18 protein-coding genes and 4 pseudogenes are annotated in these 25523 nt (G+C 59.6%); 13 read left to right on the plus strand and 9 right to left on the minus strand.

The genetic code is table 11. The annotated features are described in order from the left end of the window. Positions 1 to 157: 157 nt before the first annotated feature. Positions 158 to 1294, minus strand: coding sequence for a PDDEXK nuclease domain-containing protein (locus tag IVA98_RS30800; protein ID WP_346657750.1), 1137 nt, complete (start codon positions 1292 to 1294; stop codon positions 158 to 160). Positions 1295 to 1324: 30 nt separating this feature from the next. On the opposite strand from IVA98_RS30800, the pseudogene IVA98_RS37845 reads away from it, so the two are divergent. The 4 genes and pseudogenes from IVA98_RS37845 to IVA98_RS30815 form a co-directional block, all read left to right on the plus strand. Further along, a pseudogene (locus IVA98_RS37845) lies at positions 1325 to 1453 on the plus strand (MbtH family NRPS accessory protein); the annotation flags it as partial. A gap of 168 nt (positions 1454 to 1621) precedes the next feature. Then, positions 1622 to 2410 carry a hypothetical protein gene (locus tag IVA98_RS30805; protein ID WP_247356152.1) on the plus strand — a complete coding sequence of 263 codons (789 nt, stop codon included), beginning with the start codon at positions 1622 to 1624 and terminating at the stop codon, positions 2408 to 2410. Positions 2411 to 2796: 386 nt separating this feature from the next. Further along, on the plus strand, positions 2797 to 3576 hold the full coding sequence (locus tag IVA98_RS30810; protein ID WP_247356153.1) for a 4'-phosphopantetheinyl transferase family protein: 780 nt from the start codon (positions 2797 to 2799) through the stop codon (positions 3574 to 3576). Between the two features lie 259 nt (positions 3577 to 3835). Continuing rightward, complete coding sequence (locus IVA98_RS30815) at positions 3836 to 5344, plus strand: ISL3 family transposase (protein ID WP_247356168.1); 1509 nt, start codon at positions 3836 to 3838, stop codon at positions 5342 to 5344. Here IVA98_RS30815 and IVA98_RS30820 read toward each other — a convergent pair. From IVA98_RS30820 to IVA98_RS30835, 4 genes and pseudogenes are all read right to left on the minus strand, one after another. Further along, entirely contained in the window at positions 5312 to 6151 is an 840-nt protein-coding gene (locus IVA98_RS30820) for a hypothetical protein (protein WP_247356154.1), read from the minus strand. The genes IVA98_RS30815 and IVA98_RS30820 overlap by 33 nt on opposite strands. 558 nt (positions 6152 to 6709) lie before the next feature. Then, entirely contained in the window at positions 6710 to 7102 is a 393-nt protein-coding gene (locus IVA98_RS30825) for a hypothetical protein (protein ID WP_247356155.1), read from the minus strand. Positions 7103 to 7392: 290 nt separating this feature from the next. Further along, on the minus strand, positions 7393 to 7626 hold the full coding sequence (locus tag IVA98_RS30830; protein ID WP_247356156.1) for a hypothetical protein: 234 nt from the start codon (positions 7624 to 7626) through the stop codon (positions 7393 to 7395). A gap of 738 nt (positions 7627 to 8364) precedes the next feature. Beyond that, positions 8365 to 9045 (minus strand): annotated as a pseudogene (locus IVA98_RS30835) (transposase); the annotation flags it as partial. A gap of 214 nt (positions 9046 to 9259) precedes the next feature. On the opposite strand from IVA98_RS30835, the gene IVA98_RS30840 reads away from it, so the two are divergent. Further along, positions 9260 to 10972, plus strand: coding sequence for an outer membrane beta-barrel protein (locus IVA98_RS30840; protein WP_247356158.1), 1713 nt, complete (start codon positions 9260 to 9262; stop codon positions 10970 to 10972). A 111-nt stretch (positions 10973 to 11083) separates the two neighbouring features. Here the strand turns inward: IVA98_RS30840 and IVA98_RS30845 are convergent. From IVA98_RS30845 to IVA98_RS30865, 4 genes and pseudogenes are all read right to left on the minus strand, one after another. Beyond that, positions 11084 to 11447: pseudogene (locus IVA98_RS30845) on the minus strand (integrase core domain-containing protein); the annotation flags it as partial. A 272-nt stretch (positions 11448 to 11719) separates the two neighbouring features. Then, positions 11720 to 14438, minus strand: a pseudogene (locus IVA98_RS30855) (strawberry notch-like NTP hydrolase domain-containing protein); the annotation flags it as partial. Between the two features lie 172 nt (positions 14439 to 14610). Continuing rightward, positions 14611 to 15804, minus strand: coding sequence for a DUF932 domain-containing protein (locus IVA98_RS30860; RefSeq protein ID WP_247356159.1), 1194 nt, complete (start codon positions 15802 to 15804; stop codon positions 14611 to 14613). 638 nt (positions 15805 to 16442) lie between these two features. Further along, positions 16443 to 16751, minus strand: a complete 309-nt coding sequence (locus IVA98_RS30865) for a hypothetical protein (RefSeq protein WP_247356160.1) — start codon at positions 16749 to 16751, stop codon at positions 16443 to 16445. 182 nt (positions 16752 to 16933) lie between these two features. Here IVA98_RS30865 and IVA98_RS30870 point away from each other — a divergent pair, with 182 nt between their 5' ends. The 8 genes from IVA98_RS30870 (at position 16934) to IVA98_RS30905 (ending at position 25172) form a co-directional block, all read left to right on the plus strand. Then, positions 16934 to 17143 (plus strand): hypothetical protein, encoded by a 210-nt coding sequence (locus IVA98_RS30870; RefSeq protein ID WP_247356161.1) that lies wholly within the window; start codon positions 16934 to 16936, stop codon positions 17141 to 17143. 836 nt (positions 17144 to 17979) lie between these two features. After that, positions 17980 to 18282, plus strand: coding sequence for a hypothetical protein (locus tag IVA98_RS30875; RefSeq protein WP_247356162.1), 303 nt, complete (start codon positions 17980 to 17982; stop codon positions 18280 to 18282). An 897-nt stretch (positions 18283 to 19179) separates the two neighbouring features. Beyond that, positions 19180 to 19413, plus strand: coding sequence for a hypothetical protein (locus IVA98_RS30880; protein WP_247299001.1), 234 nt, complete (start codon positions 19180 to 19182; stop codon positions 19411 to 19413). A gap of 693 nt (positions 19414 to 20106) precedes the next feature. Then, positions 20107 to 21837, plus strand: coding sequence for an adenylate/guanylate cyclase domain-containing protein (locus tag IVA98_RS30885; RefSeq protein WP_247299000.1), 1731 nt, complete (start codon positions 20107 to 20109; stop codon positions 21835 to 21837). Between the two features lie 48 nt (positions 21838 to 21885). After that, positions 21886 to 22677, plus strand: coding sequence for a phosphatase PAP2 family protein (locus IVA98_RS37105; RefSeq protein WP_276577995.1), 792 nt, complete (start codon positions 21886 to 21888; stop codon positions 22675 to 22677). A gap of 113 nt (positions 22678 to 22790) precedes the next feature. Then, positions 22791 to 23405 (plus strand): papain-like cysteine protease family protein, encoded by a 615-nt coding sequence (locus IVA98_RS30895; RefSeq protein WP_247332623.1) that lies wholly within the window; start codon positions 22791 to 22793, stop codon positions 23403 to 23405. Between the two features lie 30 nt (positions 23406 to 23435). Further along, a complete protein-coding gene (locus IVA98_RS30900; protein WP_247298996.1) occupies positions 23436 to 24065 on the plus strand; it encodes a hypothetical protein in 630 nt (209 codons plus the stop codon). A gap of 516 nt (positions 24066 to 24581) precedes the next feature. Beyond that, on the plus strand, positions 24582 to 25172 hold the full coding sequence (locus tag IVA98_RS30905) for a hypothetical protein (RefSeq protein WP_247356163.1): 591 nt from the start codon (positions 24582 to 24584) through the stop codon (positions 25170 to 25172). Positions 25173 to 25523 lie beyond the last annotated feature (351 nt).

Raw genomic sequence — 25523 nt, forward strand, 5'->3', positions numbered from 1 at the left:
CTGAACTGAGTCGCTGCATAAAACCCCCGTTCTGACCGTGTCGCGAGGGGGTCAATTCCTCGTGTCGTCAGGGGGTCAATTTTCCACGTCGCCCGACACCCGCTTCGGCCGGGCGCTTCGCGCGGTCGGTAACGATGACGGAAAAGGTCCTGAATCATCATGTTTCCCCATCACCGGGGTAATTTCCACGCAGGTTTCGAAGTTCCTCCAGAAAAACTGTGCCGACATCGACGGCTTGCTCCGCGGCCGTCGGGTCGACATCCAGACCGTGCGCGGCCTCGTTCATGACTCTCAGTGCGTCCAGAAGCTGCGCGGTGCTGGATGGGGCGAGGCTGCGACGATGCAGTTCGCGCAGCATGTTGCTGAGGCCGGTCGGCGGAGCAAAGCCGTGGTTGCCCATGAAGTCGCGCAGGGCCCTCTCGATCTCCATGCGCATCTTGACGACAGACATGAGCGGAAATTCGCGAGCGAACTCCTCCACAGTCGGCAGGTCTTGCTGAAGCTGGGGCGGCAGAGCCGGCGAAAGCCGGTATTGCGCCACGCCCATCGGCTTGCTCGTGTCGCGTAGGGCATATTCGACAATCACCTTGTTACGGCCCTTGCAGAGGATAATGCCGATCGCCGGCTGATCGTCCTGGTGCCGTAGTTGATCGTCAACCGCCGAGAGGTAAAAGTTCATTTTCCCTGTGAATTCCGGCTTGAAGTCTTCGATCTTCAGTTCAATCACCACGAAGCAGCGCAACCGAAGAGGATAAAAGAGCAGGTCAAGATAGTAGTCTTGGCCGGCGACCTCGAGATGATATTGGCTGCCGACAAAGGCGAAGCCCTTACCGAGTTCGAGGATCAGCGATCGGAGGTGCTCGATCAGTCCACGTTCGAGGTCGCGCTCGAGCATCTCGGGGCCGAGCGACAGAAAGTCGAAAGTGTAGGGGTCTTTCAGGATCTGCTGGGCTAGTTCTGATTGCTCGGCTGGCAGGGTTCGCGAGAAATTTGTGAGCGCGCTGCCCTGGCGGGTGAAGAGGTTGCTATCGATCTGATGGATGAGGACGTTGCGGCTCCATCCGTGTTCGATCGCCTGGCGGGCATACCAAGTGCGTTCCTCAGCCGCCTTGACTGCATCAAGCAGGCGGACGTTATGACCCCAACGCAAAAGTGCAACAACCTGTTGCACAAATTCGCCATCCGGCCACGCCTCCGCAAAGGCGCGCATATATTTCAGGTTTCGGGCCGAGAGCCCGGTCATCTCAGGGAAGGCTCGGCCAAGGTCGTCGGCTAGACGATCGATGAGGTCAATATTCTATTATAAACCCATCCCACTCGGTGGAGGGAGACGGGGAAAATTGCGAGCAAGACCGATTGCCTTCAGCACATTGATTCAGTGTGGACCGATATGCGTCCGCTGAGTCTGCAAAGAGCGATGGCCTCGGCGCACCCTCCTGACGAACGGAGCTGACTGTTCCTGATTGCGGTGTCGCCTGTTCTAGCAACTTGAGGTGCGCGATGATTACCACTCGTGTCTCGCTGGTTTCTGAGCCCCCCGATGCGTCATATTTCCCGCAGAATTGGCAGCGCTTCATAAAGCAATACTGGAATCGTCAGGCGACCGTCATCCACAAACCCCTTGAGCCAGCCTCTTGCTTCGTCGGAAGAAATTTTCATTGCGCTGCAATCGGTAGCGCGGCAGTTTAGGGACGATACAGAAAGGCCGAGCGATCATCCGCCAAACATGCGACCGGTCGAATCGGAGGAACGCCGCAGCGAAGTCAAACTTCTCTTTAACAGCATGCGATTGTTGGGCGCCGAGGCCGATCCCCTGCTTCCAAATCTCAGCGACATTTCTTTGGACCAATATAGCGAGCGTTTATCTCGCGCGGCCGCCCATCGCGACGTGTTGCTTTACGTCACAGGGTTCCAGCGCTACGCGCCCGACGTATGGGAGCGCGCCTGCCGGTTTCTTGCGCCGCTGTATGAAATGGTTGGAATGCCCGCAGGCTATGCCGGCCTCGAACTCTTCATGGGCCGCTATGCGACCACTCCGGGAGGCGTTCACCGCGGCCGCGGTACGAACTTTCATTTTCTGATTTCTGGTCACAAGAAGATGTATGTCTGGCCGCGTTCCCAGTTCTGGATAGCGCCTGTCGCCCATGGCGGTTCATATCGCTCTCCCAGGGGTACTGATTTCCACCCGCTGCAGTGGAGAGAGGATTTGGATGACGCTGTCACTCTGTCGGCGGCACCGGGCGACGTATTCCATTGGGCGATTGATCATTGGCACGTGGGAGAATCGCCGGAATTTAGCGTCTCGCTAAACATCGCTTTGTACCTTCAGGGCAATCCCTGGAAGTTACTTGAAACGGGTTTGTCAGCCGCGGTGGATGCCAGCGAAAGTTGCGTCATATCCCTTTCTTGAAAGTAACGACTCTTGGCGGGGACCAAACTTGGGAATGGCTGCGCAAAACGACGAGCTTTAGTTTCGGCACCGTACCGCCACGTGACGCACCTCGCTCGATCCTCTCCAGCGACGTGCTCGTTCGGGCTGGAGTTCTTCCAGTCCTCCATCAGCTCGCCGGCGATCGGGTCATCTTCAGTACCAACGGACATGTTGCCGATGTACCTCATACACCCGGCATCGTTCGCCTTCTTGAGGTAGTCAATCATCAGCTTCCGGCGCGCACCGATGCAATCCTTTCTTGTTCGTTTGACGGCAATGATGGCAGCCAGGCGCCCTGCGGACTTGCAATCCTACGAGCATGAGAGCTATTAGAAAAGCTGAATAACCGCGCCCAACGAGGTCTTATGACCGCCGTTTGTCCGTTCAATCGTCGCGATGAAATCCAAGTATGGTCGATAACGCTCGCCGTTTCGCCGAGCACCTTGAGCTATTGCGTCTCCCTGCTTTCCGATGACGAGAGAGAAAAAGCCCGAAAATACCGCTATTCCCGCGACTCTCGGCGTTTCATCGCTGGTCGGGCGGCACTTCGCTTTCTGCTCGGCTCGTATTTCAACTGGGCTCCACAGAAGGTTGGATTTTGCCGTTCCGCCGAAGGACGGCTGTCTCTTTCCTTTGGCCCGACCAGCGCGGTGTCGGATTTTAACCTGAGCCATTCCGCAGACGAGATGATCGTCGTGATCAGCAGCTTGCGACGAGTCGGCGTAGATATCGAGCGAGTGGATGCTGGCCGCTGCGCAGAGCAGGAATGGGCTTCGGTTCTTTCGCCAGCTGAGATGTACTGGTGTGCAGATGCTAGCCATGGCGAGCGCGTGCGCAAGTATCTGACGCTTTGGACCCGGAAAGAAGCGCTGCTGAAGGCGGACGGCAGAGGCCTGCAGGTCGATCCCTTATGCCTTGACGTGACCGAGACCGTTCAAACCGCTACGCCTTTTTTTTATTCCTGCCCGTCCCTTTCGCCGTCACAATGGACGCTGTGGGACCTCCCGCTCGGCGGGCGGTTGGTCGGGAGCCTTGCCAGCGAAGGCTGGTCGAGAGTGCCAAAGATTTCCTATTTCTCTCTTCCGGCGGATTTCGTTTTGACGCCGCCAAGTTTCGGCGCACCAATGGGCGTCGGCGCGCATTAGGGATAGTATGTCGCGAGAAAATAATAATCGCCGAGGAGCAACCATTAGTGAGCTATTCGCGCGGCAGGTGGCGCGACATTCCGAGGTTCTTCCGCACATTTGGTGCAGGGTGCAGGATTCACGGATAGTGCGAATAAGGGCATAAGGTCGGAATCGCAGTCCACGCCCGCGATTCGCCTTGCTCCAAGCCTTCCGCTCACTGGTTTCCTCCGAGCTTTCGATTGTCGAGATCCTTCCCCAGACTGACAGGGTGGTGCTCGTGGCTCGGCCGAAGTCAGCGGTCTCGCTCTGTCCCTGTTGCGGCTGCCAGACGGGTCGCGTCCACAGCCATTACGTGCGACGCTTAGCCGATCTGCCCTGGCAGGGTCGGGTCGTCGAAATCCGGCTTCACGCGCGACGGTTTCGATGCGCGAATCTGCAATGCCCGCGTCGGATATTCACCGAGCGGCTACCGGCAACGATGCGGCCGAAAGCAAGACGCACAACCCGCCTCGGCGAGAGCCAACTGGCGATCGGCTTTGCGGTCGGCGGAGAGCCCGGCTCGCGCCTGGCGCGCAAACTGGCCATGCCGGTCAGCGGCGACACCTTGCTCCGAATGATTCACTCGGCCCCGTTGCCGGATTTCGTTGCTCCGACCGTCGTCGGAATCGACGATTGGGCTTGGCGTCGTGGCCAGCGATATGGAACGATCATCTGCGATCTGGAGCGCAATTTCGTGCTTGATCTGCTTCCCGATCGTAACGCTGACAGTGTTGCGCGCTGGCTGAAGCGCTGGCCGGGGATCAAGGTCGTCGCCCGCGATCGTGCGGGACTCTATGCTGATGGCGCACGCTGCGGCGCGCCCGACGCGGTGCAGGTGGCGGACCGATGGCACCTGTTCAACAGCTTGGGTGAGGCCCTGCGCCACGCGGTCGGCCGCCATCGTCACAACGTAGCCGCCGCCGTGCAAATCATGGCGTCCGTGCAACGAGCGAAGACCAGCACTTCCGTGCCGCCGCCCGGCCTTGCACAGTTGCGGGCGGATCGAAAGGCTGCGCGACGCGAATGCTGGGATGAAATCTGCCGCCTGCGCGAGCAGGGTTGCCCGACATCCAGGATCGCCCAACTGCTCGGCGTCGACAGGCGCACTGTTCAGCGCTGGCTGGCCGCTGGCGGCGAACCGGAGCATTCGCGTCCTCACAGACCTTCACATCTTCTCGCGCCCTTCGAGACATGGCTCGAAGCGCGGTGGGCCTCCGGCTGCCACGTGGGCCAGCAGCTTTGGCGGGAGCTTCAGCAACAGGGTTATACTGGAAGTCGTGTGACCGTCGCGCGATGGGCCGCGGACAGGCGTGCACATGCAGACGCGGGAGGAACAGCACAACCACATCTGACCTGGAAAGCTCCCACGCGTCGTCGCTGTGCTTGGTATTTGAGCCAGGATCCGGATCAGATCGACGCTGAAGCCAGGCTGTTCCTCGGCCATCTGTTTGCGCAAGCTCCGGAACTGGCCACGGCGGCTGATCTGGCGAAGCGGTTTGTGTCCCTTCTCAGTGGTAGCGACATCGCCGGGCTCGATGAATGGATCGCACAAGCAGGCAACAGCGAGCTCAAGAGCTTCGCCAACGGCATCGCGCGCGACATCGATGCAGTCCGAGCGGCAATAACTACCTCCTGGACGACCAGTCCGGTCGAAGGCCAGATCAGCAGGATCAAAGCCATCAAACGACAAATGTATGGCCGGGCAAGCTACCCGTTATTGCGTCGACGCGTCCTCCTGGCTGCTTGAGAACGATCGGGCAACCAATCCAACCATCGATCGCTCATACTGCACCAAATGTGCGGAAGAACCCTTGATTTTCGCTGCAGTCTCACCCTGATCGCCGCCGCGCAAGGCAGGCTGGCGCCAGAACCGAGTGCTGTAATTGTTCAGCCCGCGGGTATGCGAATCGACCGTCGCCTGAAATGTTTGTGGGATCTTATCGCCGTCACCACCTTCTCTAAAATAGTCCCTAACCGAATAGAGCGCTCCTCTCATCAAGTGCTGCCATATTTCATACAGCTTGGTCTGCCGATCCTGCTGCTGCTTGGCAGCGCTCGGCTTTCGCTTGGGGATGGGGATCGTATAATCGGGACGTAGATCTACGTCGTGAGCGAACGTTATACTGCCGAACGTCCACTCGTCATCAACGGTCCGGCGCCATCGATAACTCACTCTGACGCTCAGGTGTTTGCCGAAGCGGTGAGGCGGCACGATCTGGTCGTCGACGTAGAAGAGCTCCCCTTCCTTTTGTTCCGTTTCCATTCGGCGCTTCATAGCGTCAACCGCGGAGGATAGGTCACTGCCGGCGCGTCGGAGGGCGTCTGCTGTTTTTGCGCGCTTTCCTGGCGCCTTGGCCTGGCGGTGTTCCGTCAACGCCTGTTCGAAGTAATGGAGCTTTCTTGCAATGTAGGACCCGCAATTCGTGAGAGGGAGACGGTGCAGATGACCCAATTGTTCTCTGCCGACCGCTTGGTCGATCAGCCTGTCCAGTTCGTTGGTGTCAATCGTCGCAAGGGCATCTTGTTGATCGCGGGGGATATTGATCTCTCCCATACCGGCTGTCCTCGTTTTACCTGTTGAGACTCGAATGATCGTGACGACCTCGGTGCCGCAAAGGCAGGCGGGAAGTCCGCTGCTGCAAGATTCGCGATTCCTCGCTAGAAGATATCAGGCCAGGCCATATAAGTCGCAGGGGCTCACGTCTACGGCCGTCGAGTGTCAATAGCCGTGCGTTTCCCTGCGGGCCGCGCTTTCGGCTGCGCCGGAACCACGACGTTGTCGTGTTTCCGCCTTTCGGCTTCAATCGCTAACGCGGCAAGGCGGCGGACTGTCCGACTCAGTCCAGCACGCCGGTAACGGCGATCCGTGCAGCGCGTGCATAGAAGGCCAAGTCGATATCGCTCTTGATCAGCCGTCGAGTCGCGCCTTCGTTCCAGCGACCTCAACAGCACCATCTGTCTTTAGGTGAATATCCAGCGCGATGGCGCGATGATCGCTGAAATGGTCATCCAAAGTTTGAGCATCAGCGCGACGCCGCATCCAAGACCGAGCACCACGTGGCATAGTTTTGGCGAAGCAGCTGCAGGCGACCCGCAGGTACGAATGCTAGCGCTACCGGATGATGACAAATCTCGAATGCTCGGTCATCTTCAGCCGACTGCGCTTGGTGGGGTCTGGTTGTGCCCCCTGCTGCGGCTTGACAGGCGCTAGCGCTTTCGAGAAATGATTTCCCCAAATTCCGTGGACGCCAGTGCCAATGATAAGGTCCGAACTCGTTGAGCGTATCGCCGGCCGCCGGATCGGCGCGTTCGGGACGAGAGCATTCGGCGGCCGGAGACCTTGTTGATCGGCGCCAGCCGCAGCGTTGTTAAAGGAAACTTCGTCGGCTTCGCCGATGAGGAGTTGGGTAAGATGACGCTGGCCCACGCTCGTTTTTGGCATTCTCATCAGCGAGGTCCCACTTGTTGTTGCCGTTCTGACCATCAATGCCTTCGGATGGGACATGGAAGGACGATCTGCTCATGTTTGGCTCTAGCAGGATCGAAGCCCAGTGGCTCGATAGCTCGAGCACGTCGGCGAGCCTCGCCATGTACCCTTCTCCTCAATCAACAATGTCGATTGGGTGTGGTAAAAATGAGCCGCACAGAGGTCCCGCAAGGCCCTCAGTCCGGCCAGTTACGCGGGGATCGAACCCGCGCGAGTGATGCATCGTCGCGTCGAGACAGAAATCTGCCTACAATTGAATACCGTCCGAGTTCAGCGTAAGAACGTCTTTCTACAAAAGAAATTGGCGGTTAGTTGAGAAATGTCACGCCCAGCCGTCGCTCGTCACGCCAGATGACGGAACAATAAATATCACGTCCAACGCTCGGAATGCGCAGACCGAAAGCGGCTGGCATAAAAGGCGCATCCAAGGTCTGAACGATTGCGGAGGAAGCCGTGAGATGGCGCACCTTACAGCGCATCGGAGAACCATCAATAACGATCTCGGCTATGCGAATACCCCTGTTTCGGCGCTCTTTCGTCACGTCTCTCATCTCTCCCGCTCTAGGGCGCGGGAGATGTGATTGGCGATTTCGGTCTCAATTTGGCTGGATCATGATTTCATTGTCAGGCCGCGAGCTTTTTCTCCATCGCCAACCAACGCCTCAAGTGAAAATCCTGCGCTACCACGGCCTTGCGCTCGCTAGACTTGCCGTCGCCCACCCGTTCGCCGCCGCAATCTGGCGCGTGGTCAGGCCGTCCAGGCTCCCCTCCAGTACCGCCAAGTGCTCCCCTGCGCAGCAGCAACGCGAGTCGCGTCCATGTCGGCGATCGTTGTGTCAATCGGCCTTTTAATTGCGGATTGATGCCAATTCTCTTTTTGAAGCCATTCGGCAAGACGATAGCGCTCGACCCGTTGGAGCGGGTTGGGGTTGCGGAGACGGGGCGAGCGCGACTGGTAGATCGATAGCCGGCTCGTAGTCGTGGACCGATTAGCCATTACCTACTCTCCTCAGCTGCGCGCCGCTGGGGTCATGGTCCTTTCCGAAGGTCGCAAGCGCCTCATGATGATGTCCGGATCGGGTGCCTCATCGTTTGCAATGGCGTGCGGGCGAGCCGCCACCAGCCGATTGACCGAGGTCACCACGACCACCATCCCAGCGGGACATCGCCGGGCCCGGCGAACCGGGTCAGGAACTTGCAAAATAATGTCAGGCCGGCGCGTGGCCTCAGTGGAACGGCGTGCCATAGACCCAAATGCCGTGGAGGATCACAGCGATCTAGCGCGCAATGGCGACCTTTGCCTTTTTCATACCGACCCGCTTCGCGATTCCCCAGGCCTTGAGGGAACACCATTTCTTGGTCCGATAGAGAAGGACGGTCGCTGCCTAAAACAGGGTAGATTTGGAGAAGTCAATCGCCCCATCGAGATATCTTGCCACTAATGTCAGTTTCACCAGATTGGTTGCGCAGAGGTGTGAGGCCGAGATAGGCACTGACTGTCGAGGCCGATCGCAGGGGCGGGTCATCGATCGTATGGCGGAAGGTGACGGCAGTCACCAGGCCAACACCAGGAACCGTCATTAGGCGAGGCGTCGTCTCGTCAGACTTCCCAAATCGGCGGACCTCCTCGTCGAATCTTATCTGCTGCTGGCAGATATGCTCATGAATTGACAGGAGTGGCTCGATCATGTTGAGGAGTCGATGATCTTCGCCCGATAGCTCCCCGAGCTGGTTAAGAACTGTTGGCCAATCGCGCGAGGGAATAGCAACCCACATTTCTTCATCAGACTGCGGTCCTGGTTCTCGATATCCGGCGCATGGACACAAGGCGGAATTGCGCGACAAGTATCGCTCGAACATTGTGGCTCTCCTCGCTCTGGATTTTGACTTCTCGATACCACCCAACCCGCACCCAGTTCGGCAAGACCCCGAGCATCATTCCGATCGCTCTTGTTCATGCGACCGACTCGTGTCCGGTCCTGGACACGCCGCGTGTTACAAAACTAACCGATCTTGTTGCGAAGACAACATCGCGATCGAAAACCGCAGCGAATGCGCATTGCGTCCGCTGGCTCAGATCCTGCAAACCACAACCGCCGTGGAAGCGAGCCAACAACGTCAGCCATTGAGTTGCCGTTGCAAGTTTTGGCGCGCGTTTTGTGTTCGTGAGGTGAAATGCGACCCCAACTTCTTTTTTGCTGCGTCACAACAGCTGCGCTCGTTGCAGGCGGTGCCGTCAATTCGGCCAATCTTAAGCCGGCAGTAAAGGCCCCACCCGCCGTCTGGAGGTGGACCGGAGGATATATCGGTGGGCACGTCGGCGGGGGCTACGGGCAAACATCATTCAGCGATTCCTATGGCAAGTCGCTCTATGGGGACGTTGTCCAAACCCCTGTGTTCCTGGCGGGAGGTCAGATCGGCTACAACTGGCAGAGCGAACGCTGGGTTTTCGGCGTTGAACTGGATGCTAGTCGCGCTGCCTCAGACGGTACAAACACCTGTCTTGCCGCCTCCAGCTCTGTCATCAGCGCAAACTGCAGCGCCGGTCCAAGTGTGTTTGCTACGGGAACGGGTCGCCTTGGGTATGCGTTCGGCCCGCATGGCCAAACACTTGTTTATCTCAAGGGGGGCTTGGCCTGGCAGCGCAATAGCGGCGTTGTCGCCAACAACAACGAATTCGCTAGCCGCACTAACCCATCTGGCCTGGCGCCACAGAATTCCACCCGTTTCGACGATGGTCGTGTCGGTGGCACCATCGGCGTAGGCGTCGAGCAAGCACTCACGAATGCATGGTCCTTGAGCCTTGAGTACGATTATCTGAAGTTCAACGGATCAAGTGTTGCGACTCCTCCGACCCTGCAATATCCGCCGCCGGCAACCGTCCCCGCCAACACCACCGGCCTGTCCAGCAGCTATCACATCGGAAAACTTGGACTGAACTACCATTTTGACGCACTCCCACAGACGCCAGGATGGCGAGATACGCCGCCATACGCAACGAAGCCGACCGTCAGCGCCTCGCCCAGTGGCCTTGCTGACGGGTGGTCGCTGGAAGGCGGCACACGGCTGTGGTTGAGCCGGGGGAGGTTTCAATGGGACCTCGGGAGTACTGATCTTATATCAAGGCTCACCTATCATGGGCTGGACGGGATTTCCGGTGAGTTGTTCGAGCGGCTGGACAGCCCTTGGGGAATCTTTCTGAAGGGCAATATCGGAGTTGGGCGCTTCAACAACGGAAAAATGAACGATGAAGATTGGGGCGTGGACCCGCTCCCTTATCGCAACACAATATCGGGCCAGGGCAACGGAAGGTTCACGTACTACACCGCCGATGCCGGTTACGATTTCCTGCATGGCAGCACCTCCAAGGTTGGTGGGTTTATGGGCTGGAGCTATTACGGCCAGAAGTCTGACACGATAGGCTGCGTTCAGATCGCCTCGCCCTACGCTCCATGTCTGGCGCCAGGCGATAAAAGGATTGTGGGCAGCCAAGACACTGATTGGAATGCGCTGCGCATCGGGCTTAGCGCTGAGACCATGTTGCTCGATCGCTGGCGCATGAGTGCCGATGTTGCTTACCTGCCGTGGACGGATTTCCAGGGGCGCGACAACCATCTGCTGCGCCCGTTCACGACCTTCTTCGATCAACGCGGGAGTGGTGGCGGTGGTGTGCAGGTCGAGGCAGTTTTATCCTACTTCATCACCAAGAACTTCAGCGTCGGCGTCGGTGGTCGTTATTGGGCCATGTGGACTCCTAACCAGCGAAAGCAACTCACAACCATAGCCGAGGAAGCCGGCCGCTCTCCTGTTACTCACGGCCCCTTTCCCGGGGACTATCGCATGGAGCGGTGGGGCACGTTCTTCCAGGCCTCCTACAAATTTGACTGAACTGTTCGCTCCAGCTCCGTCCGCTCGACGTTGATCTAGAATCAAACGTCGAGCGTGCGAAGATCTGGTAATTGCTATGGCTGCCTACAACGGCATCCTGGATCATCCCGTTCAGCATGGAATCTGCGCGCGCAACTTACGATTGCGCCATTTTGGTTGGACCGAGGTGTTTAGTCCCGGCATTTGCTGGAGCGGGTCGAGCTTGAATCGTCCTGGCTGGGAAGTCCATTTGCAGATGTATTCGTAGGGTGTGAGGACCTTCAGGGTCTTCAGCCGTCGATCGTGGTTGTCGGCGGTGATGAAGTCGGCAAGATGAGTTTCGAGCTGAACGTGTCGATCGTAATGGTAGCGTTGGACGGCCGCGTCCCTTGATCGTGCGGTTCATGCGCTCGACCTGGGCATTGGTCCAGGGATGCTTGACCTTGGTCAGGCGATCTTCGATCGCGTTTTCCTGGAATCGCATATCGAACTTATGCGTCACATAGCTTGCCGTCTGTGGCATTCGAACTCGTCGGCGGCCTGGTCGCGCATCAGCTCGAAGGCGCCTCGTCGCTCGATCAGCGTCTGCCCTTCTGCCGTCAGTCGCTCCAGCTCGACGGATTTGATCTCGCTGCCGTCCTGCTCGCGCTGCGACCGCTGCTGCGCCAGCTCGTTGTCGTCGAGTTCGCGCTCGATCCGGTCGATGGCACGGTGGAAGACGTTCACCGTCGACCAGAGCAGGTCCTCGAGGTCGGGTTCAAGGCGGGTGACGCTGAATGCGCTGGCGTAGGCATCATAGATCCGCCGCTGCTCGTCGGTGAGCTGGTGCTCGACCAGTTCATACTCGACACCGTCATAGGAGAGAGAGCGGGCGGTGTAGAGGCCGAGCGCGCGCAAGTCGCGGGCCAGAACCTCCATTGCCGCGACGCCGCCCTCCTCGATTGCTTCGACGAACTCGGCGCGGGTGGCGAACGGAAAATCCTCCCCACCCCAGAGCCCGAGCCGTTGCGCATAGGCGAGATTGTGGACAGTGGTGGCGCCGGTCGCCGAAACATAGACGACGCGGGCGTTGGGCAGCGCGTGCTGCAAGCGCAAACCTGCACGGCCCTGCTGCGAGGGCGCGACATCGCCCCGCTCGCCCTTGCCCCCGGCGTTCTGCATGGCATGGCTCTCGTCGAAAATAATGACGCCGTCGAAGTCGGAGCCCAACCATTGAACGATCTGCCGGACGCGCGAAAGCTTCTCGCCGCGGTCGTCGGACCGCAGCGTAGCGTAGGTTAAAAATAGGATACCCTCGGAGAGAACGATCGGACGTCCCTGAGGAAAGCGCGAGAGCGGTGTGACGAGCAGACGCTCCATGCCCAGCGCCGACCAGTCGCGCTGGGCGTCCTCGAGCAGCTTGTCGGACTTGGAGATCCAGACCGCGTCATCGCGCTCGTGCTCCGTGGTGTGGACGGTCGCCGCGTGGTCGGCGTCGGCCATTCTCAGGGGCTCGGGCAGCCAGCCGGTCTCCGCCAGGAGGCGTTCGGCCTCCTTGGCCATGTCGCCCTTCTTCAGATGATCGATGAGCTGGGCGGCCCGCTCGCCGGCGCCTTCCCGCACCGCCTCCAGGATGCGGCGCTTCGGCACCCGGCCGAGATAGTTCTCGACGGTCGGGCGCCACCCGGCTTCCACCATGTCGAGGTCGACGGCTTTGGCGATGCGATCGGCCTCAGTGATGCGCTGCTCGACGGTGTGCGGCGTGACCCCGCCGCCGTAGCGGTCACCCTTCTCGTACAGCGCGTTGACACCGAACGAGGCGCAGTGCGCAAAAAGCGGCGCCTGCTCGTCGCCGGAGAGGCCGGTGAGCCAATCCCATAGGCCCGCCTTGTCCTTCGGCATCCGCTCCTCCCAGCTCTTGTGGCGTGCGTCGATCGCCTTAGCCGCCGGCGTATCCTTCAGCCCCTGCGCCTGCATCGGGAAGCTGGCGCTGCGCACGGAGACCTCCATCGCCGCCCCATGGGAGAAATAGCGGGAGAAGACGTCGAGGCAGAATTTGTGCAGCACCGCCTGGAAGGCCACCGAAGGTGTGGTCGCCAGTTTGTCGCGCAGCGCCAGCGTCCGCTCCGCCGTGGTTCGGTCAGTAGACGGTCCGGGAGCGGCTTGACCGCATCATCGTCCTCATCCTCGGGCTCTGCAGCTTGGCCCGCGACGGTGATGACGGCGCGTTGGGCGACCGGCACCGAGGGCTCCGCGCCATCTGGATCAACCGAGGTGGTGGGTTCGCCGTCGCCACTCTGCCCCGGCTCGGCCACGGGCACTTCGTCCTCCGGCCGCACATAGCCGCGATCGACCGACAGCCTGCCTTCGGCATCGATGCCGACGAACACGCCCGCGCGGGCGATGTCGGCCGACTGATAGGTGACGGGTCGATCCTCGAAGGCGGCGAGAGCCGTCTCGATCTCGCCGAGTCGCTGGTCAACCTCGTCGGGCAGTTCGTCCACACCGTCATGCTCGGCTTCGAGCCTGGCATATTCAGCGTTGAGCGCATCGATGGTCGCCTGCTCTTCAGCCGTGAGATTAGCGGAGACGCCGTCCAGTTGGCGCAGGCCACGGGTATGGCCGTAGGGGAAATCGGTCGCGCCGACCTCGATCCACTTCCAACCTTCGGCGGCGATCGTTTCCGCCTCTGCCTTCAACTTCTCAGCGACAAGTCGGTCGAGCAGAGCGACGTCCTCGAGCCAGCCGCCGTCGTCGGACTGGAAGAGATCGCGCAGCACCGCGCCTCCGGCCGCCTCGTAGACGTCGAGGCCGACAAACACGGCCCGCCGGTCGGAGACGCGCACCGTCTTCTCCGTCAGCATGCGGCGGATCTGATAGGGCTCCTTCTGCCACGACCCGGAGATCGACTGCCAAACCTGCTCCTGGCGCGCATGATCGGCAGTGACGGTGAAGGCCACGAGCTGCTCGAGCGACATCCCGTCATCGGCATAGACGTCGAGCAGCGCGGGCGAGACCGACGCGAGGTGCAGGCGCTGCTTCACGACATTGATCGACGTGAAGAAAGCAGCGGCGATGTCCTCCTCGGTCCTGCCCTTCTCGCGCATAGCCTGAAAGGCGCGGAACTGGTCAAGGGGGTGCAACGGCGCGCGCTGGATGTTCTCGGCGAGTGAGTCGTCCTCGGCGAGAATGTTGCTCGCAGATCGCGCACGACGCAAGGCACCGGCGCGGACTTGGCCAACCGCTTCTGTTTCACCAGCAGCTCCAGTGCCCGATAGCGGCGGCCGCCGGCCGGGATCTCGAACATTCCGGTCTCGGCGCCTTCGGCGTCGAGGACCGGCCGGACGTTGAGGCTTTGGAGCAAGGTACGCCGGGCGATGTCCTCGGCCAGCTCCTCAATGGAGACGCCGGCCTTTACACGGCGGACGTTGGACTGGCTGAGCACCAGCTTATTGAAGGGGATGTCGCGCGAGGACGACAGGGTGATCTTCTGAACGACAGTCGCCATGGGTGATACCCCGCGACGGGCGACCCAAAGACTTTCTCTGGGCCTCCAACCCGTCACAAAGCGCAAGCGCCGCCCTCTTCCTCTGAGGGCAGCGCCGCAAACTGGCGATCGGAAATGAAGGAAAGCCACGGAAACGGAGCCACGCCGTTCCGTACATCCGGCTTTCCAGTTGTCACGCTACGCGGTCGAGCAGCTTCTTTGCGCGCGTTTCCAGATCGAGACGTGCGTCCTGATGGGTCTTGCCCCGCGCAACCGCCGTGATGCCTTGCACGAAATCGAAGACACTCTCGGGCTTGCGCCCTTCCTCGGTCAGCACCGTCTCGACGATCTTCGCTGTCTCGGCCTTCGAGAAACCGCGCTTGCGCAGGAACTGGCTACGGTCCTCGTCGGTTCGGGCGACGATCATTTCTCGCGCCGCCCTGATACCATTGATGAAGGGCATCGCTGAGGAATTGGCAAATCTGGTCAGCGCCGGCACCGCCTCGTGCGCGAAGCGTGAGGCTGCGTACTTGGAGTGGCGGATGGTGATCTCCTCGAAATCCTCGACGCCCCAAAGATTCCGGTTCTGGCAGACGGCGCGGAGATAAAAGCTCGCCATGCCGAGCGTCTTGGCGCCGACCTCGGAATTCCAGCAATAGAAGCCGCGGAAGTAGAGGTCCGGCGAGCCATCACGCAGCCGGCCGGCCTCGATCGGGTTAAGATCGTCCACCAGGAACAGGAAGACGTCGCGGTCGGACGCATAGAGTGTCGTCGTATCCTGGTTGATGTCGACATGCGGGTTATAGACGCCGGTCGACCAGTCGAGCACGCCCGGCACCTTCCAGCGCGTGTCGCCCGTGCCATTGCCGGCGATGCGCTGAACGGCCGCCACGAGTTCGTGATCGAATATGCGGCCGTATTCTGGGCTGGTGACGGCCCGGAGTTCAACGCGGTCATCGTCCGTTTCGAGCGTCTTGATCTGTTCGGCGCGATTAGCGGTCAAGCCATATTGCAGGTTGATGCCTGCGAGGGCTGCAGGGAGTTGCCGCAGGTAAGCGGCCGGAGCGCCAACCTGGCTTGCAAGCTGACCAAAGCTCCAGTGAGTCGGCGCGACCGGCTTGTCCGAACCGGGCAGCATCAGGGCCAAACGTTCGGCGGCGGCGCGGCTTGCTTCCACATGGATGAGCGCGCTGTCGACCACGCGCGTCCTGCTGCGGTCCGTGCGATCGCGCACGGTGCGGGCAAGTTCGTCGAGCGACAGATAATGCTCATCTGCCGGCCGGGAAAACCACTCCGAGGAAACCCGACCGACGCGCTCGCCGCGGGTTACGTCCACCTTGTAGCCACCACTTGTATGGCGGGTGGCATCAAAAATCTGCATGTTCATGGGAGCAACCTCCATGACGGGCGCCGGAAGACTCTCCTCTGGTCCTCAACCCGTCATGGCCAACTCCGCCCTACTCTGCCTCTCCTGCACCCCGAAGCCACCGCATCGGGGAAGGCTCTGCCCGCGTCGCCCCTTCCGTCAGGGATGAAAGCCCGGAGGGTGAAAACCCGGCTTGAGCCGGGGTTTCAGCGCCAGCCGACAGCCCGATCCCGCAGGGAGGCGGCAAACCACTGAGTGGTCGATTAGCAAGATCTGTCGATCAATCGCGCTTGTGAAGCCGCCTGATCCTGTGTGCTGACGCACTTCGACATGCAAACCTCAACGACAAATCATCAGAGCGATTGTCCGTCCCCATGGGCAGCAGCAACAGATTGGAACGCTTCGTGGATGTCGCGAGACCGTCTCGGAAAGAAAGCCCTCATTTCTCCGTCGTCCAGCGGGAATTTTTTCAAATTGAGGTGCCATGTATTTCGTGCATTTCAAAGAAACGGACAGGTCGTCTCCTGTCATCCAGGGATGTGATCACGGCGTATTTCACGGCGTCCTTGCAGCGCATTCCGAAGATTGCCTCTTCGAGTTCCAGAGGAGAGACGCGTAGCCCCGCGCTGCCCGATCAAACGCCATTCCTGGCCGCAACGTCAACTTGCCGCCTCGTCCACCTGACGAGGGGCGTCCTTGTCGCCATCGAGCATCGCCAGAACCTTGCTGGGGTCGACCAGCTGCTTACCGCCGTATTTCACTCTATGGAGATCGTTGTGCACGTCGGATGGCACCGAGTAACCGATGCAGACATCGAGATGCTGGTCGCCATACTGGCTCCAAATCAGCGGGCAGTTTGCAAGTAGCGCTTCCGCGCCTGTCCTATTTTTGCGCTCCAGTGCGCAGGAATTGGCGGCGGCATCAGAGAGCCTTTTGTTTAGCACCGTAGAGATATAAAACCAAAGCATCCGGGCAACTGGGCTAAACGCAGATGGCGTGGAAACCAGTCAGCAGCATCCCGCCGGCTACCACGAAAGCAGCGCCTTCCTGGTAAGCCCGCGTCGAGACCAAGGTCGCAGGTGTGGAAATGCCCATCTCGTCGGGTTTTCTCCGATTGTCGCTGAGATCATTCGAAGCATATGCAGGGACCATGATTGACAATGATCACAACAAGCGGCGCCGGCTTGTAGAGTTCAAGGACGGTTGCCGCTACGGCAAATTCGGAAAAACCAAGGCTTATGAACTGATCGCCCTCGAGATGATCAGGGCCTACAAGATGGGAGGCAAGACCATGATCGACCTCGACAGCGTGGACGAATATCACGCTTCGTTGCCGAGGGTCGAAACGAGAGCAAATTAAGTCGCCGATCTGCGTAGGGACACGCCGGGCGCACGGTCGCGCAGGCGATAGAGGTGATCAGATCAATGCTGGATTGAGCACGGTTGTTCGGGCCAATAGCCCGCGCCCATCCAGAAGCCGGTATCTTGCTCTTGTCGCCCTTGCCAGGTTGGCGCCGTACCACGTCATCGCCAGCCGGCTTTTCCTCGGTCTCGTGGACGAGTCGGATTCCACTACATCGCCGTCGAACGCGCAGGGTCGAACGCGATCGAGCGGAAGCGGCGCGCTGTTGCCGCCGCCGGTGTCAATATCGTAGCCCACGATCCGCAACGTCCTCTTTAATTGTGTTGTCGGATATTGGCGCGCGCGATCGCATATTGGACGTTCAGGGGATCGCGGATCAGCACTTTCGGCGTCGGTCTGACCGCAGCGCAACATAGCTCCCCCCCCCCCCGAAATTGTCCCAGCCCTCGGGTTTCGAAGTCGGAGCCGGGTTCGATTCCGATCGGGACATCGTGGAGAAAGGAAAGGCATGGCCTGGCAGGGCCCCTGGTGAAATATTTTTGGCGGCTAGAGTTTGTCGGTATTTCTGGCGGTATCGACCACGGTCAAAGAAAAATAACTACGTAAAATCATATAGTTGTTTGACTATGCTGTTGTCGGCCAGGGGCACCAGCCTTCGCTGCTTCGCAGCTACGGCTAGGCGAGCCTGGCACCGGTCTATCCATGCGAAGCAGCGAAGGCTGTCCCGCCGAAGCCTTGGCGAAGGCGGACTGGCTCAACGTAGCGCGATCTAGCCCTTCTCCCATCCCCACTGTATAAGCCGGTAGCTTCTTCTGTAACTCGAAGGAGCTCACATGAACGATCTGCACGCGTGGCTTTCCCAGCAGCACCACGGTTTGCGGACCTTCCAAATCTTCCAGCAGAAGCTCGAGACGCTCGGCCGGGACGATCCCGCCCAGCGCGGCCTGTGCAGCCTGCTCAGCGGTGTCGTCGGCAGCTATGTCGAGGCCTTTGACGAGGCCCCGCTGCCGGTCGAAATTGCCGACACCGCTTATCGTCGCCTGCTGACGCTGGTCGACAGCCTCGATCTCCACGGAGATGGCGCAAGGCGGCTCGCCGACATCAACCGCGTCGCGGCCTGCGAATTGTGGCGGTGATCGGCAGGACGAGCGTGCACGCTTCCATTGTCAAACAGGGCGAGGCGCGCCTGTACAGCCTCGCGACGCATGACGCCCGAGTCTTGAGCTTCTCTTGACGCCCCGTCCTTGGAAAGGGCGCAGGGAAGACCGAGTGCCGGCTGGCACCCGCGGTCCGCTGTGCGCAAATTGCGCGAAGACAAATGCACAGCGGCATACAGGGCAGCCTGGACATCCCGGCCTTCCCTGCGCAGTGGTTTGACGGCTTATGGCGCGCTCTCCCCGGGGAGCGATGCACTCTTGCCCCCGTCGCCTTGCGAGATAGCTGATGCGCTCGCCCGGTCGGGCCGCAACATCACCGCAAGCCTTGACGCACAGACCCCGGGCGCCAGGACCACACGCTTTTGCCGTACGCGAACCGCACCTGTCGTGCGCGCGCTGCTCAACCGCTCACGGGCCAAGCCCGCCCTGCGATTGCCTGCGCGCCGATGCGCTCCACGCCCACCGCCACCCCGCCCGCGTATCGTGACGATCGCGAAACGCCCCTTATCCATGGACCGGGATGGCAGATCACATACGGCATTTCCGAATTTCTGTCAATCAGAATTTAAGCGACCGAGCTCCCGATTTCGCTGCACCCGGGCGCGGCGGCGATCGCATGTCCTTCGCGGCGGCCGCAACGCGCGCCTTGTCTTCCAGACGACGCTTCTAATGGTGTCCTCGGGATGCAGCTAAACGGCACCTGCGCTTTGAAGTCGCTGCCGCGCTCTCCGTCCGGGTCCTGAGCGCCAGCCCAGGGCGGGTCGAAGCATGCGCGGCTGGGAAGCCACTCCTCAATCCGCCCTGCATGGCGTTCGACTTCGCTTCGCCATTACCTATATCGTGCGGCAACGATTGCTGAAGCAATGAGCAGCTTCGATGGCAAAGAGACGCATGACGGAAGCGGACACCGACGACCTTCCCCGCTACTTCGTCTGGGTGCGAGGCCTGGAAGGCCCCGAGCCGCAGAAATGGATGACGATGGAGTTCGGCGTCGGCGAATGGAAGCGGACGCTCGTTCTGGCTTATCTGGAACTGCCGGAAGACGAGCGGCCCCTATCCTTGTCGGTGCTGGCCCGGCGCTATCCGCCGCCGCGGGTTGATCCTTCGTGAGCCGGGCTACGGTGTGTCCTCATAAGCGTCGGCTCCGCAAACCAGAGCGGAAGTCACTCCGCTTGAGCGTGATCGGCGGCCTGTGATCATGAACACGCCCGAATGTTATATCGTGATGGTCACTTGCGGCTCGTCTCGGGCGATTGTCGTTTTGATAGTTCGGAGCTTGTTAGGCGGCGCACCGGCGCGTGCTTGCGTGCGGCAGACAGCCGCCGAGGCGAAGCCCCCGCTCGACCTGCCGATCTGGCCGGCATGGAGCCGACGTTTATCCTGAGCGCTGAATTGGACCCCACCAGCTTCGCCTGGCTCGCGCTGCGCCGCCACTTCCTTTCCGTGGCATCACACTCCAGAAGGCAAGCCGTCCATTTTCAACCGCAAACGGTTGTAACGGTGCCACTTTACGCTTCAGCCATCGCGTTTGATTTCGGTAGCGTCCCGACGAAATTGCGTCTAGGCTATTTGTCGATTGGTTCCAAACGACGAGGCTCTGTTCGGCGAAATTGTTGAATCCGCGGACGAGCGCGACATTCCTCGCGAGGATCAATGAAATCAGTGCCTTCGTGCGTTGCTCCATGTTCGCCGAACACTGCCAATGACGGCGGTACGACGACGTTGAGCAGTTGCGCACAGCAGGACTCTGATCCCTCAATAAGCGCTGTCCCCGAGTTCGAAAGACCTTTCCGAGCCGTTCTTGTGGCTGACGTGGTCAGCTACACTCGGCTTATGGAAGCTGCAGAGGTCGAGACGCATAGTCGTTATCGGGCTCTTCGTGTGGGCGTAATAGACCCTGCCTTGGTTGGTCGCAGAGGCGAGATTGTCAAGAACACTGGTGACGGCTTCGTCGCGGTGTTCGAAAGCCCGCTAGATGCCCTCCGCTGCGCCTCTGAGCTGCAGCGGGAAGTCACTGGGTTTGAGGCTCAACAACCTCCCGAGCGCCGCATCGCTTTTCGCATCGGTGTCCATTGGGAGCCGGTTATCTTTGATCTGAACGATGTTTATGGACATGGCGTCAATATCGCAGCACGCCTGCAATCCGTCGCTCCCGCTGGCGGCGTTGTGGTCTCCTCGGTCCTCCTACGGATGGCCCCCGACCTGAGCGAGTTCAAGTTCGACGATTTGGGTGAACTCCATCTCAAGAACCTGTCGCGGCCTGTTCATGCCTTTCTCCTCCTCATGCCGGGAGTAGAGCGCAGCACAGTGCTTGGCGCTTCTAGCAAGCCCTCGGGGCGCGCCAAATTACCTTCCATAGCCGTTCTTCCGTTCACGAATATCTCCTCGGAGGTCGACGACAGCTATTTTGCCGAAGGCTTCGTCGAAGATATTATTGTTAGCCTGAGTAATATTCAGGAGCTCCTGGTCGTATCACGTGGGTCGACAATGCCGTTCCGTCGGCGAGCAATCGATCCCATTGAGGTGAGTGAAAAGCTTGGCGTTCGCTATTTCGTCAGCGGTCGCGTTCGCCGCTCGGGGAAGCGGATCCGGTTCTCGGTCGAATTGGTCGATGTCACCTCCGGATCCGTAGTGTGGGCGGAAAATTATGACACGGATCTTGCTGAGGTCTTCGGTATACAGGACGAAATCGCCACGAGCGTCGTCGAGAGAATCGCCGCTTACGTCCGCCGGGCAGAAGTCAAACGTGCTCTGCGAAAGCCCCCCAAGAGCCTGAACGCATATGACTATCTCCTCCGCGCGCTTGACCTGCTCTACAAATTTGATTTCGCAAGCTTTTCGCGAGCCAGGGAACTACTCGAGAAGGCCATAGAGGAAGACCCTGAGTACGCGGCGCCATACGCGTTCTCTGCGAAATGGCACAATTTCAACATCGCAGAAGGCTGGTCGTCAGATTTTGATGCGGATTCGGCTGCGGTGATCCGGCTGTCCAATTGCGCCATCGAAAGAGACCCGCACAACGCTCTCGCGCTCTCGATCCAGGGGCACGGGAAGAGTATGTTCTTTCGCGACTACGACAGCGGATTGGATCTGTGTGAGCGTGCTCTCGCTATATCGCCCAGCAACTCGTGGGCATGGGTGTTCAGTAGTGGGACACCCGGCTTCATCGGCGATGCTCCAACCGGAATTGCCCGGGCGGAACGCGCTATCCGGCTATCGCCGCTTGGCCAACAGGCCTTTTTCAATTTCTGCCTGCTCGGCCAAAATCATTATCTGAACGCAGCTTTTGATGATGCCATTCGCTGGTCGAAAAAGTCTTTGAATCTCAGTCCACGTTTTGGAAACGCCGCACGAGTCTTGGCCGCCAGCCTGGTCGCTGTTGGTCGCGCGGATGAGGCGCGGCAAGTGTCGCTGCACCACAAGCGGATCCTGCCCGCCTTTAGAGTATCGGACTACGCACGCCGTTGTCCGTTCAAGGAGCCTCAGGCGTCTTTGTATGTAGAGCGTTTAAGAGCAGCTGGGTTGCCGGATTGAAGGGGCAGGAGCCCAGCTCAGGTTGTTAGCCCCTCGATGGAGAGCACCATGACTGATGTCGAAGGCGGCGGAGGTGGAGGCGGCGGAGGCGGCAACGGTTCAGTGAGCGGCGGCTACGTTGGCGGCGGGGTCCCTCCACGTCCCTTCCCGATCTTCGAGGGCCTATGTCCCATCCAGCCTGACCGCTTGAATTACGAAGCGACATTCCCCGAATCCGCTTGGCGGCCTGACTTTTTTGCTCAGATAGCATTGGCCGAGTTCGGCAAAACTAATTGGCAAAGCATAGATGTCAGGGGTCCGCCGACCAATCACGCAGTCATTTTTGCGGAGATCGAGGAGCTTCTTGGGCCGGCGATGGATGATCGCGACGATTTGGCAAATGAAATCATTGACCAGGATGTCAGACTTGTCGGCTATTTTGCGCAGGTCCTCATGCTCTCGCCGTCCGCGCATCCAAATACGATCAAGATCATTGAGATGGCTGACCATGTCGGGCTGATGGTCGCCGTCTACTATAAGCTCAAGTTCAATCGTGGGCGGCCGCAACAGGTGTGTCCAGCGCTTTTTCCAATGATTGCCTCTCCCTGGCACGCCTCCTATCCAAGCGGACATTCGCTTGAGGGCCACCTGATGGCGTTGTCGCTGGGAGAGATTATGCCCGGCGCTAAGAGCGCACTGATGGCACTGGCCGCGCGCATCGGAAGGAATCGCGAGGTCGCCGGCGTCCACTATCCAAGCGACACCGCAGCCGGGAAGGAAATTGCTGAATCCGTGTTTCCGTACCTCAAGGAATGCACCACTTTTAGCGCGGTCCTCGATGCGGCAAAAAGAGAGCACTGAGCGTAGTACAAGGTCGCGCAGCCGAATTTGCATCGTTGACTGTGCGACGAAGCACCACGCGACGAACAGAATTTGAAATTTGACTTATCGATTTCAGCCTCGAGGGGATTGCCATGGGCGAGTTGGAGGAAGTTTCCGTAATTGATAGGACGCGGATTCCGCTGGACCTGGGCTTTGAGGAGCCGGAGCTGGAGACGACAACCGAGGCGCTGCATCCCAATTTTACGATGCAGCAACAGTGTCACAACTACTGGTGCTGGGCAGCCGTCGCTTCCAGCGTCTCGGGTTTTTACGACGAGGCGAGTCCTTTCACGCAGTGCCTCATCGCCAATCTCGTGCTTGACCGGCAAGATTGCTGCGATTTCGCTTGCGGCGTTCCGAACTTGCAATTCGATGTGCCGCACACGCTTGGGTCACCACTCAACCAAGTCTGTTGCCTCGGTAAATTGGCCCTCGACCACCGCGCTACACGAATGGAGGTGCTGCAGGAGATCAACGCAGGCCGGCCACTTTGTGTTCGTACTGTCTGGTCTCGTGGAGCGGGAGGAGGAGGAGGAGGAGCGCATTTCCTCGCGATAGTTGGATATCTGCCGGACACTGACAGTTTGATCCTTGAGGATCCCTTTTACGGCCCGACACCCGAGATCAATTATGACCGATTTTGCACACTGTATCAGGACGCGCGCGGTGTTTGGACGGATTCCTACTTCACGAAGGCTCCCGATTAGCAAATCGCCTCTACGGAAGGAGAGAACGAGATGCCAATTCATCCCAGCGATCCTCCGGCGGCTGCCGTCGAAGCCGTAAGGCGAGCAGTGGCCAACCGCGCCGGCAAATCGAAATTTCCGCGGTCCAACCTTTCCGTTGCAAACCCCAACGCGGTCTCCATTTCCATGCCGCATCGGATCGCCCATCTGCCGCTTGGCAATATCCATCGCGCAGCCAACCTCAGAACGGCCGCGGTACTAGGTAACTGGAGATTTCTTGTTCATGAGACGAAGCGGCGCATCGTCGCCGACAATGATGGACGAGAGGAGCCCGTGCCAATTGCCGCTGCCACAATGGTCACGTCGGCAGCGGGGACGTACGAACTGGGTGAGCTGAACGAAGGGTCGTTCGTGGCAGCGACGGAGGAAGGGATTCGCCGTGCCGAGAAACTCCCCGAGGTTCAGAAGGGACGCTTCGAGGCTCTATTGCTCATCGTGCCGGCGGTTTACGTAGTAGCGCTCTGGCTGCAAGATCGCGATGGCGATGCGGACCTACTGCTGACGATGCCGCCCTCGAACCCGGCGTTGGTGCCGTACCGGCCAATGACGTCGCCCGCATTCCTCGACATCTTGCACAAGCTTGCTCAGAAGGTCCCTTCCGATGACGTTACGAGAGGGTGACCGCGGTCGGTCCCCTCTTTTCGGGTGCCATGATCGAAATACCGAGAGTGCCGGCGCAACGGGCCCGTTGCCTCAAATATGCTAGCCTTCATTGGACGACTCCAGGAGTCGACGCGATGAAGTGGGCAGCTTCCCCCGATATCGTGGAGGAGGTCACGAGAACGAACCAATTGATCCTCTCTCTCTCGCCAGTGTTGAAGAGCCCAGCGTATTCGGGGCTGTATCCGTAAGCTCGCAGGTCCCGATTGCAACCATGGTGAAGGTGTACAAAGGCGATACGTATATCTTTGCCGTCGCGATGCAGAACTCTCCGTCGACAGCGCGGATTGCGGTCAATGACGTTCACCAGACCACCGCTCGCGTCGTCGGCGAGGATCGTAGAAGGCATCGCCTGGGCGAGAGCCGACTACATGCTTCTGCGCTCTGCGGATAATTACTTGTTGCCCGGCGCCCTTTCGAGATCGGTCGATCTAATGGACGATCATCCTTCTGTCGCGTTCATCTTCGGAGGCGCGATTGTTTTTGACCACAACCCGCGTTCTGTCCGGACTTGATTTCATTGCACTTAGCGGCGCAAGAAACATTGTGCTGTCATCAACTGTGGTGGTTCGCACCAGCCTACAGAACAGATTGGGCGGCTATTTGGCCGACTTACCCTACGCCTCTGGTATGGAAATGTGGTTACGGCCCGCCGCACACGGCGACGTCGGGGTCATCGCCGCTGACCAAGCCGTCTATCGTGCGCACGCGGGCAATATGTCAAGTGAGCCTTCGCGGGAGCAAGATCTGCTGCAACGCAAGCCCGCGATTGAACATTTCCTGAATAATAGCGCGGCGAGGCTCACAAACGCTGATCATCTTCGCGCCCGGTTGCACCACGTATTGGCACTTGAGGCGGTCGGCCGCGCCAGCGCTGCCTTCAGCGAAAGAGCGATGGAAAGCTCGGCAGACCTTTCAAGACTTGTGGTGAGTTTTGATCCGAATGTTCAACGAACCCGTCGTTGGTGGTGGCTCGCCTGCAAGCGGGTTCTCGGGTTGCGAGGATGGCAGCGGGTCCGGCCTGCAGTTGAATGGCTCATATCTGTCTCGCGGAACGCGCGCCGCTGAGAGGCTGCCAGAGCGACTGGGGCGTTACCCGCTTCTGGCCAATCAAAGATGTGACGCGCCATCTGGTGAAGGCCCGCTCGTTGGACATAGCGGGCTAGATTGCTCACCCTGAGTTCCCTGCGCCCGTGAAAGGCAGCCCTTCGCCATTGAGACCGGATGACGGGTGCGCTTTATCTTGGAACGAAATTTAATTGATTTAATTGGGTTAATGTGATTTAATTCCGCCATTGGGAGACAACGCCATGCCAGACCAGGACGATGACCGACGCGACTTCCTAAAGACCTGCGGAAAGTTCGCCGCCGTGACGCCTCCGGCCATGACGCTCCTGCTGTCGACGTCCCTCACGTCGG

The sequence above is a fragment of the Bradyrhizobium sp. 160 genome (assembly GCF_023073735.1).
Classification (GTDB): domain Bacteria; phylum Pseudomonadota; class Alphaproteobacteria; order Rhizobiales; family Xanthobacteraceae; genus Bradyrhizobium.

What these genes read in the sequence shown, in the direction of transcription:
- IVA98_RS30810 (WP_247356153.1), top strand. Translation starts at nt 2,797, where the DNA reads ATGACCGCCGTTTGTCCGTTCAATCGTCGCGATGAAATCCAAGTATGG.
- IVA98_RS30820 (WP_247356154.1), bottom strand. Translation starts at nt 6,151, where the DNA reads ATGGGAGAGATCAATATCCCCCGCGATCAACAAGATGCCCTTGCGACG.
- IVA98_RS30825 (WP_247356155.1), bottom strand. Translation starts at nt 7,102, where the DNA reads ATGTCCCATCCGAAGGCATTGATGGTCAGAACGGCAACAACAAGTGGG.
- IVA98_RS30840 (WP_247356158.1), top strand. Translation starts at nt 9,260, where the DNA reads ATGCGACCCCAACTTCTTTTTTGCTGCGTCACAACAGCTGCGCTCGTT.
- IVA98_RS30860 (WP_247356159.1), bottom strand. Translation starts at nt 15,804, where the DNA reads ATGAACATGCAGATTTTTGATGCCACCCGCCATACAAGTGGTGGCTAC.
- IVA98_RS30865 (WP_247356160.1), bottom strand. Translation starts at nt 16,751, where the DNA reads ATGCTTTGGTTTTATATCTCTACGGTGCTAAACAAAAGGCTCTCTGAT.
- IVA98_RS30870 (WP_247356161.1), top strand. Translation starts at nt 16,934, where the DNA reads ATGATTGACAATGATCACAACAAGCGGCGCCGGCTTGTAGAGTTCAAG.
- IVA98_RS30875 (WP_247356162.1), top strand. Translation starts at nt 17,980, where the DNA reads ATGAACGATCTGCACGCGTGGCTTTCCCAGCAGCACCACGGTTTGCGG.
- IVA98_RS30880 (WP_247299001.1), top strand. Translation starts at nt 19,180, where the DNA reads ATGGCAAAGAGACGCATGACGGAAGCGGACACCGACGACCTTCCCCGC.
- IVA98_RS37105 (WP_276577995.1), top strand. Translation starts at nt 21,886, where the DNA reads ATGACTGATGTCGAAGGCGGCGGAGGTGGAGGCGGCGGAGGCGGCAAC.
- IVA98_RS30895 (WP_247332623.1), top strand. Translation starts at nt 22,791, where the DNA reads ATGGGCGAGTTGGAGGAAGTTTCCGTAATTGATAGGACGCGGATTCCG.
- IVA98_RS30900 (WP_247298996.1), top strand. Translation starts at nt 23,436, where the DNA reads ATGCCAATTCATCCCAGCGATCCTCCGGCGGCTGCCGTCGAAGCCGTA.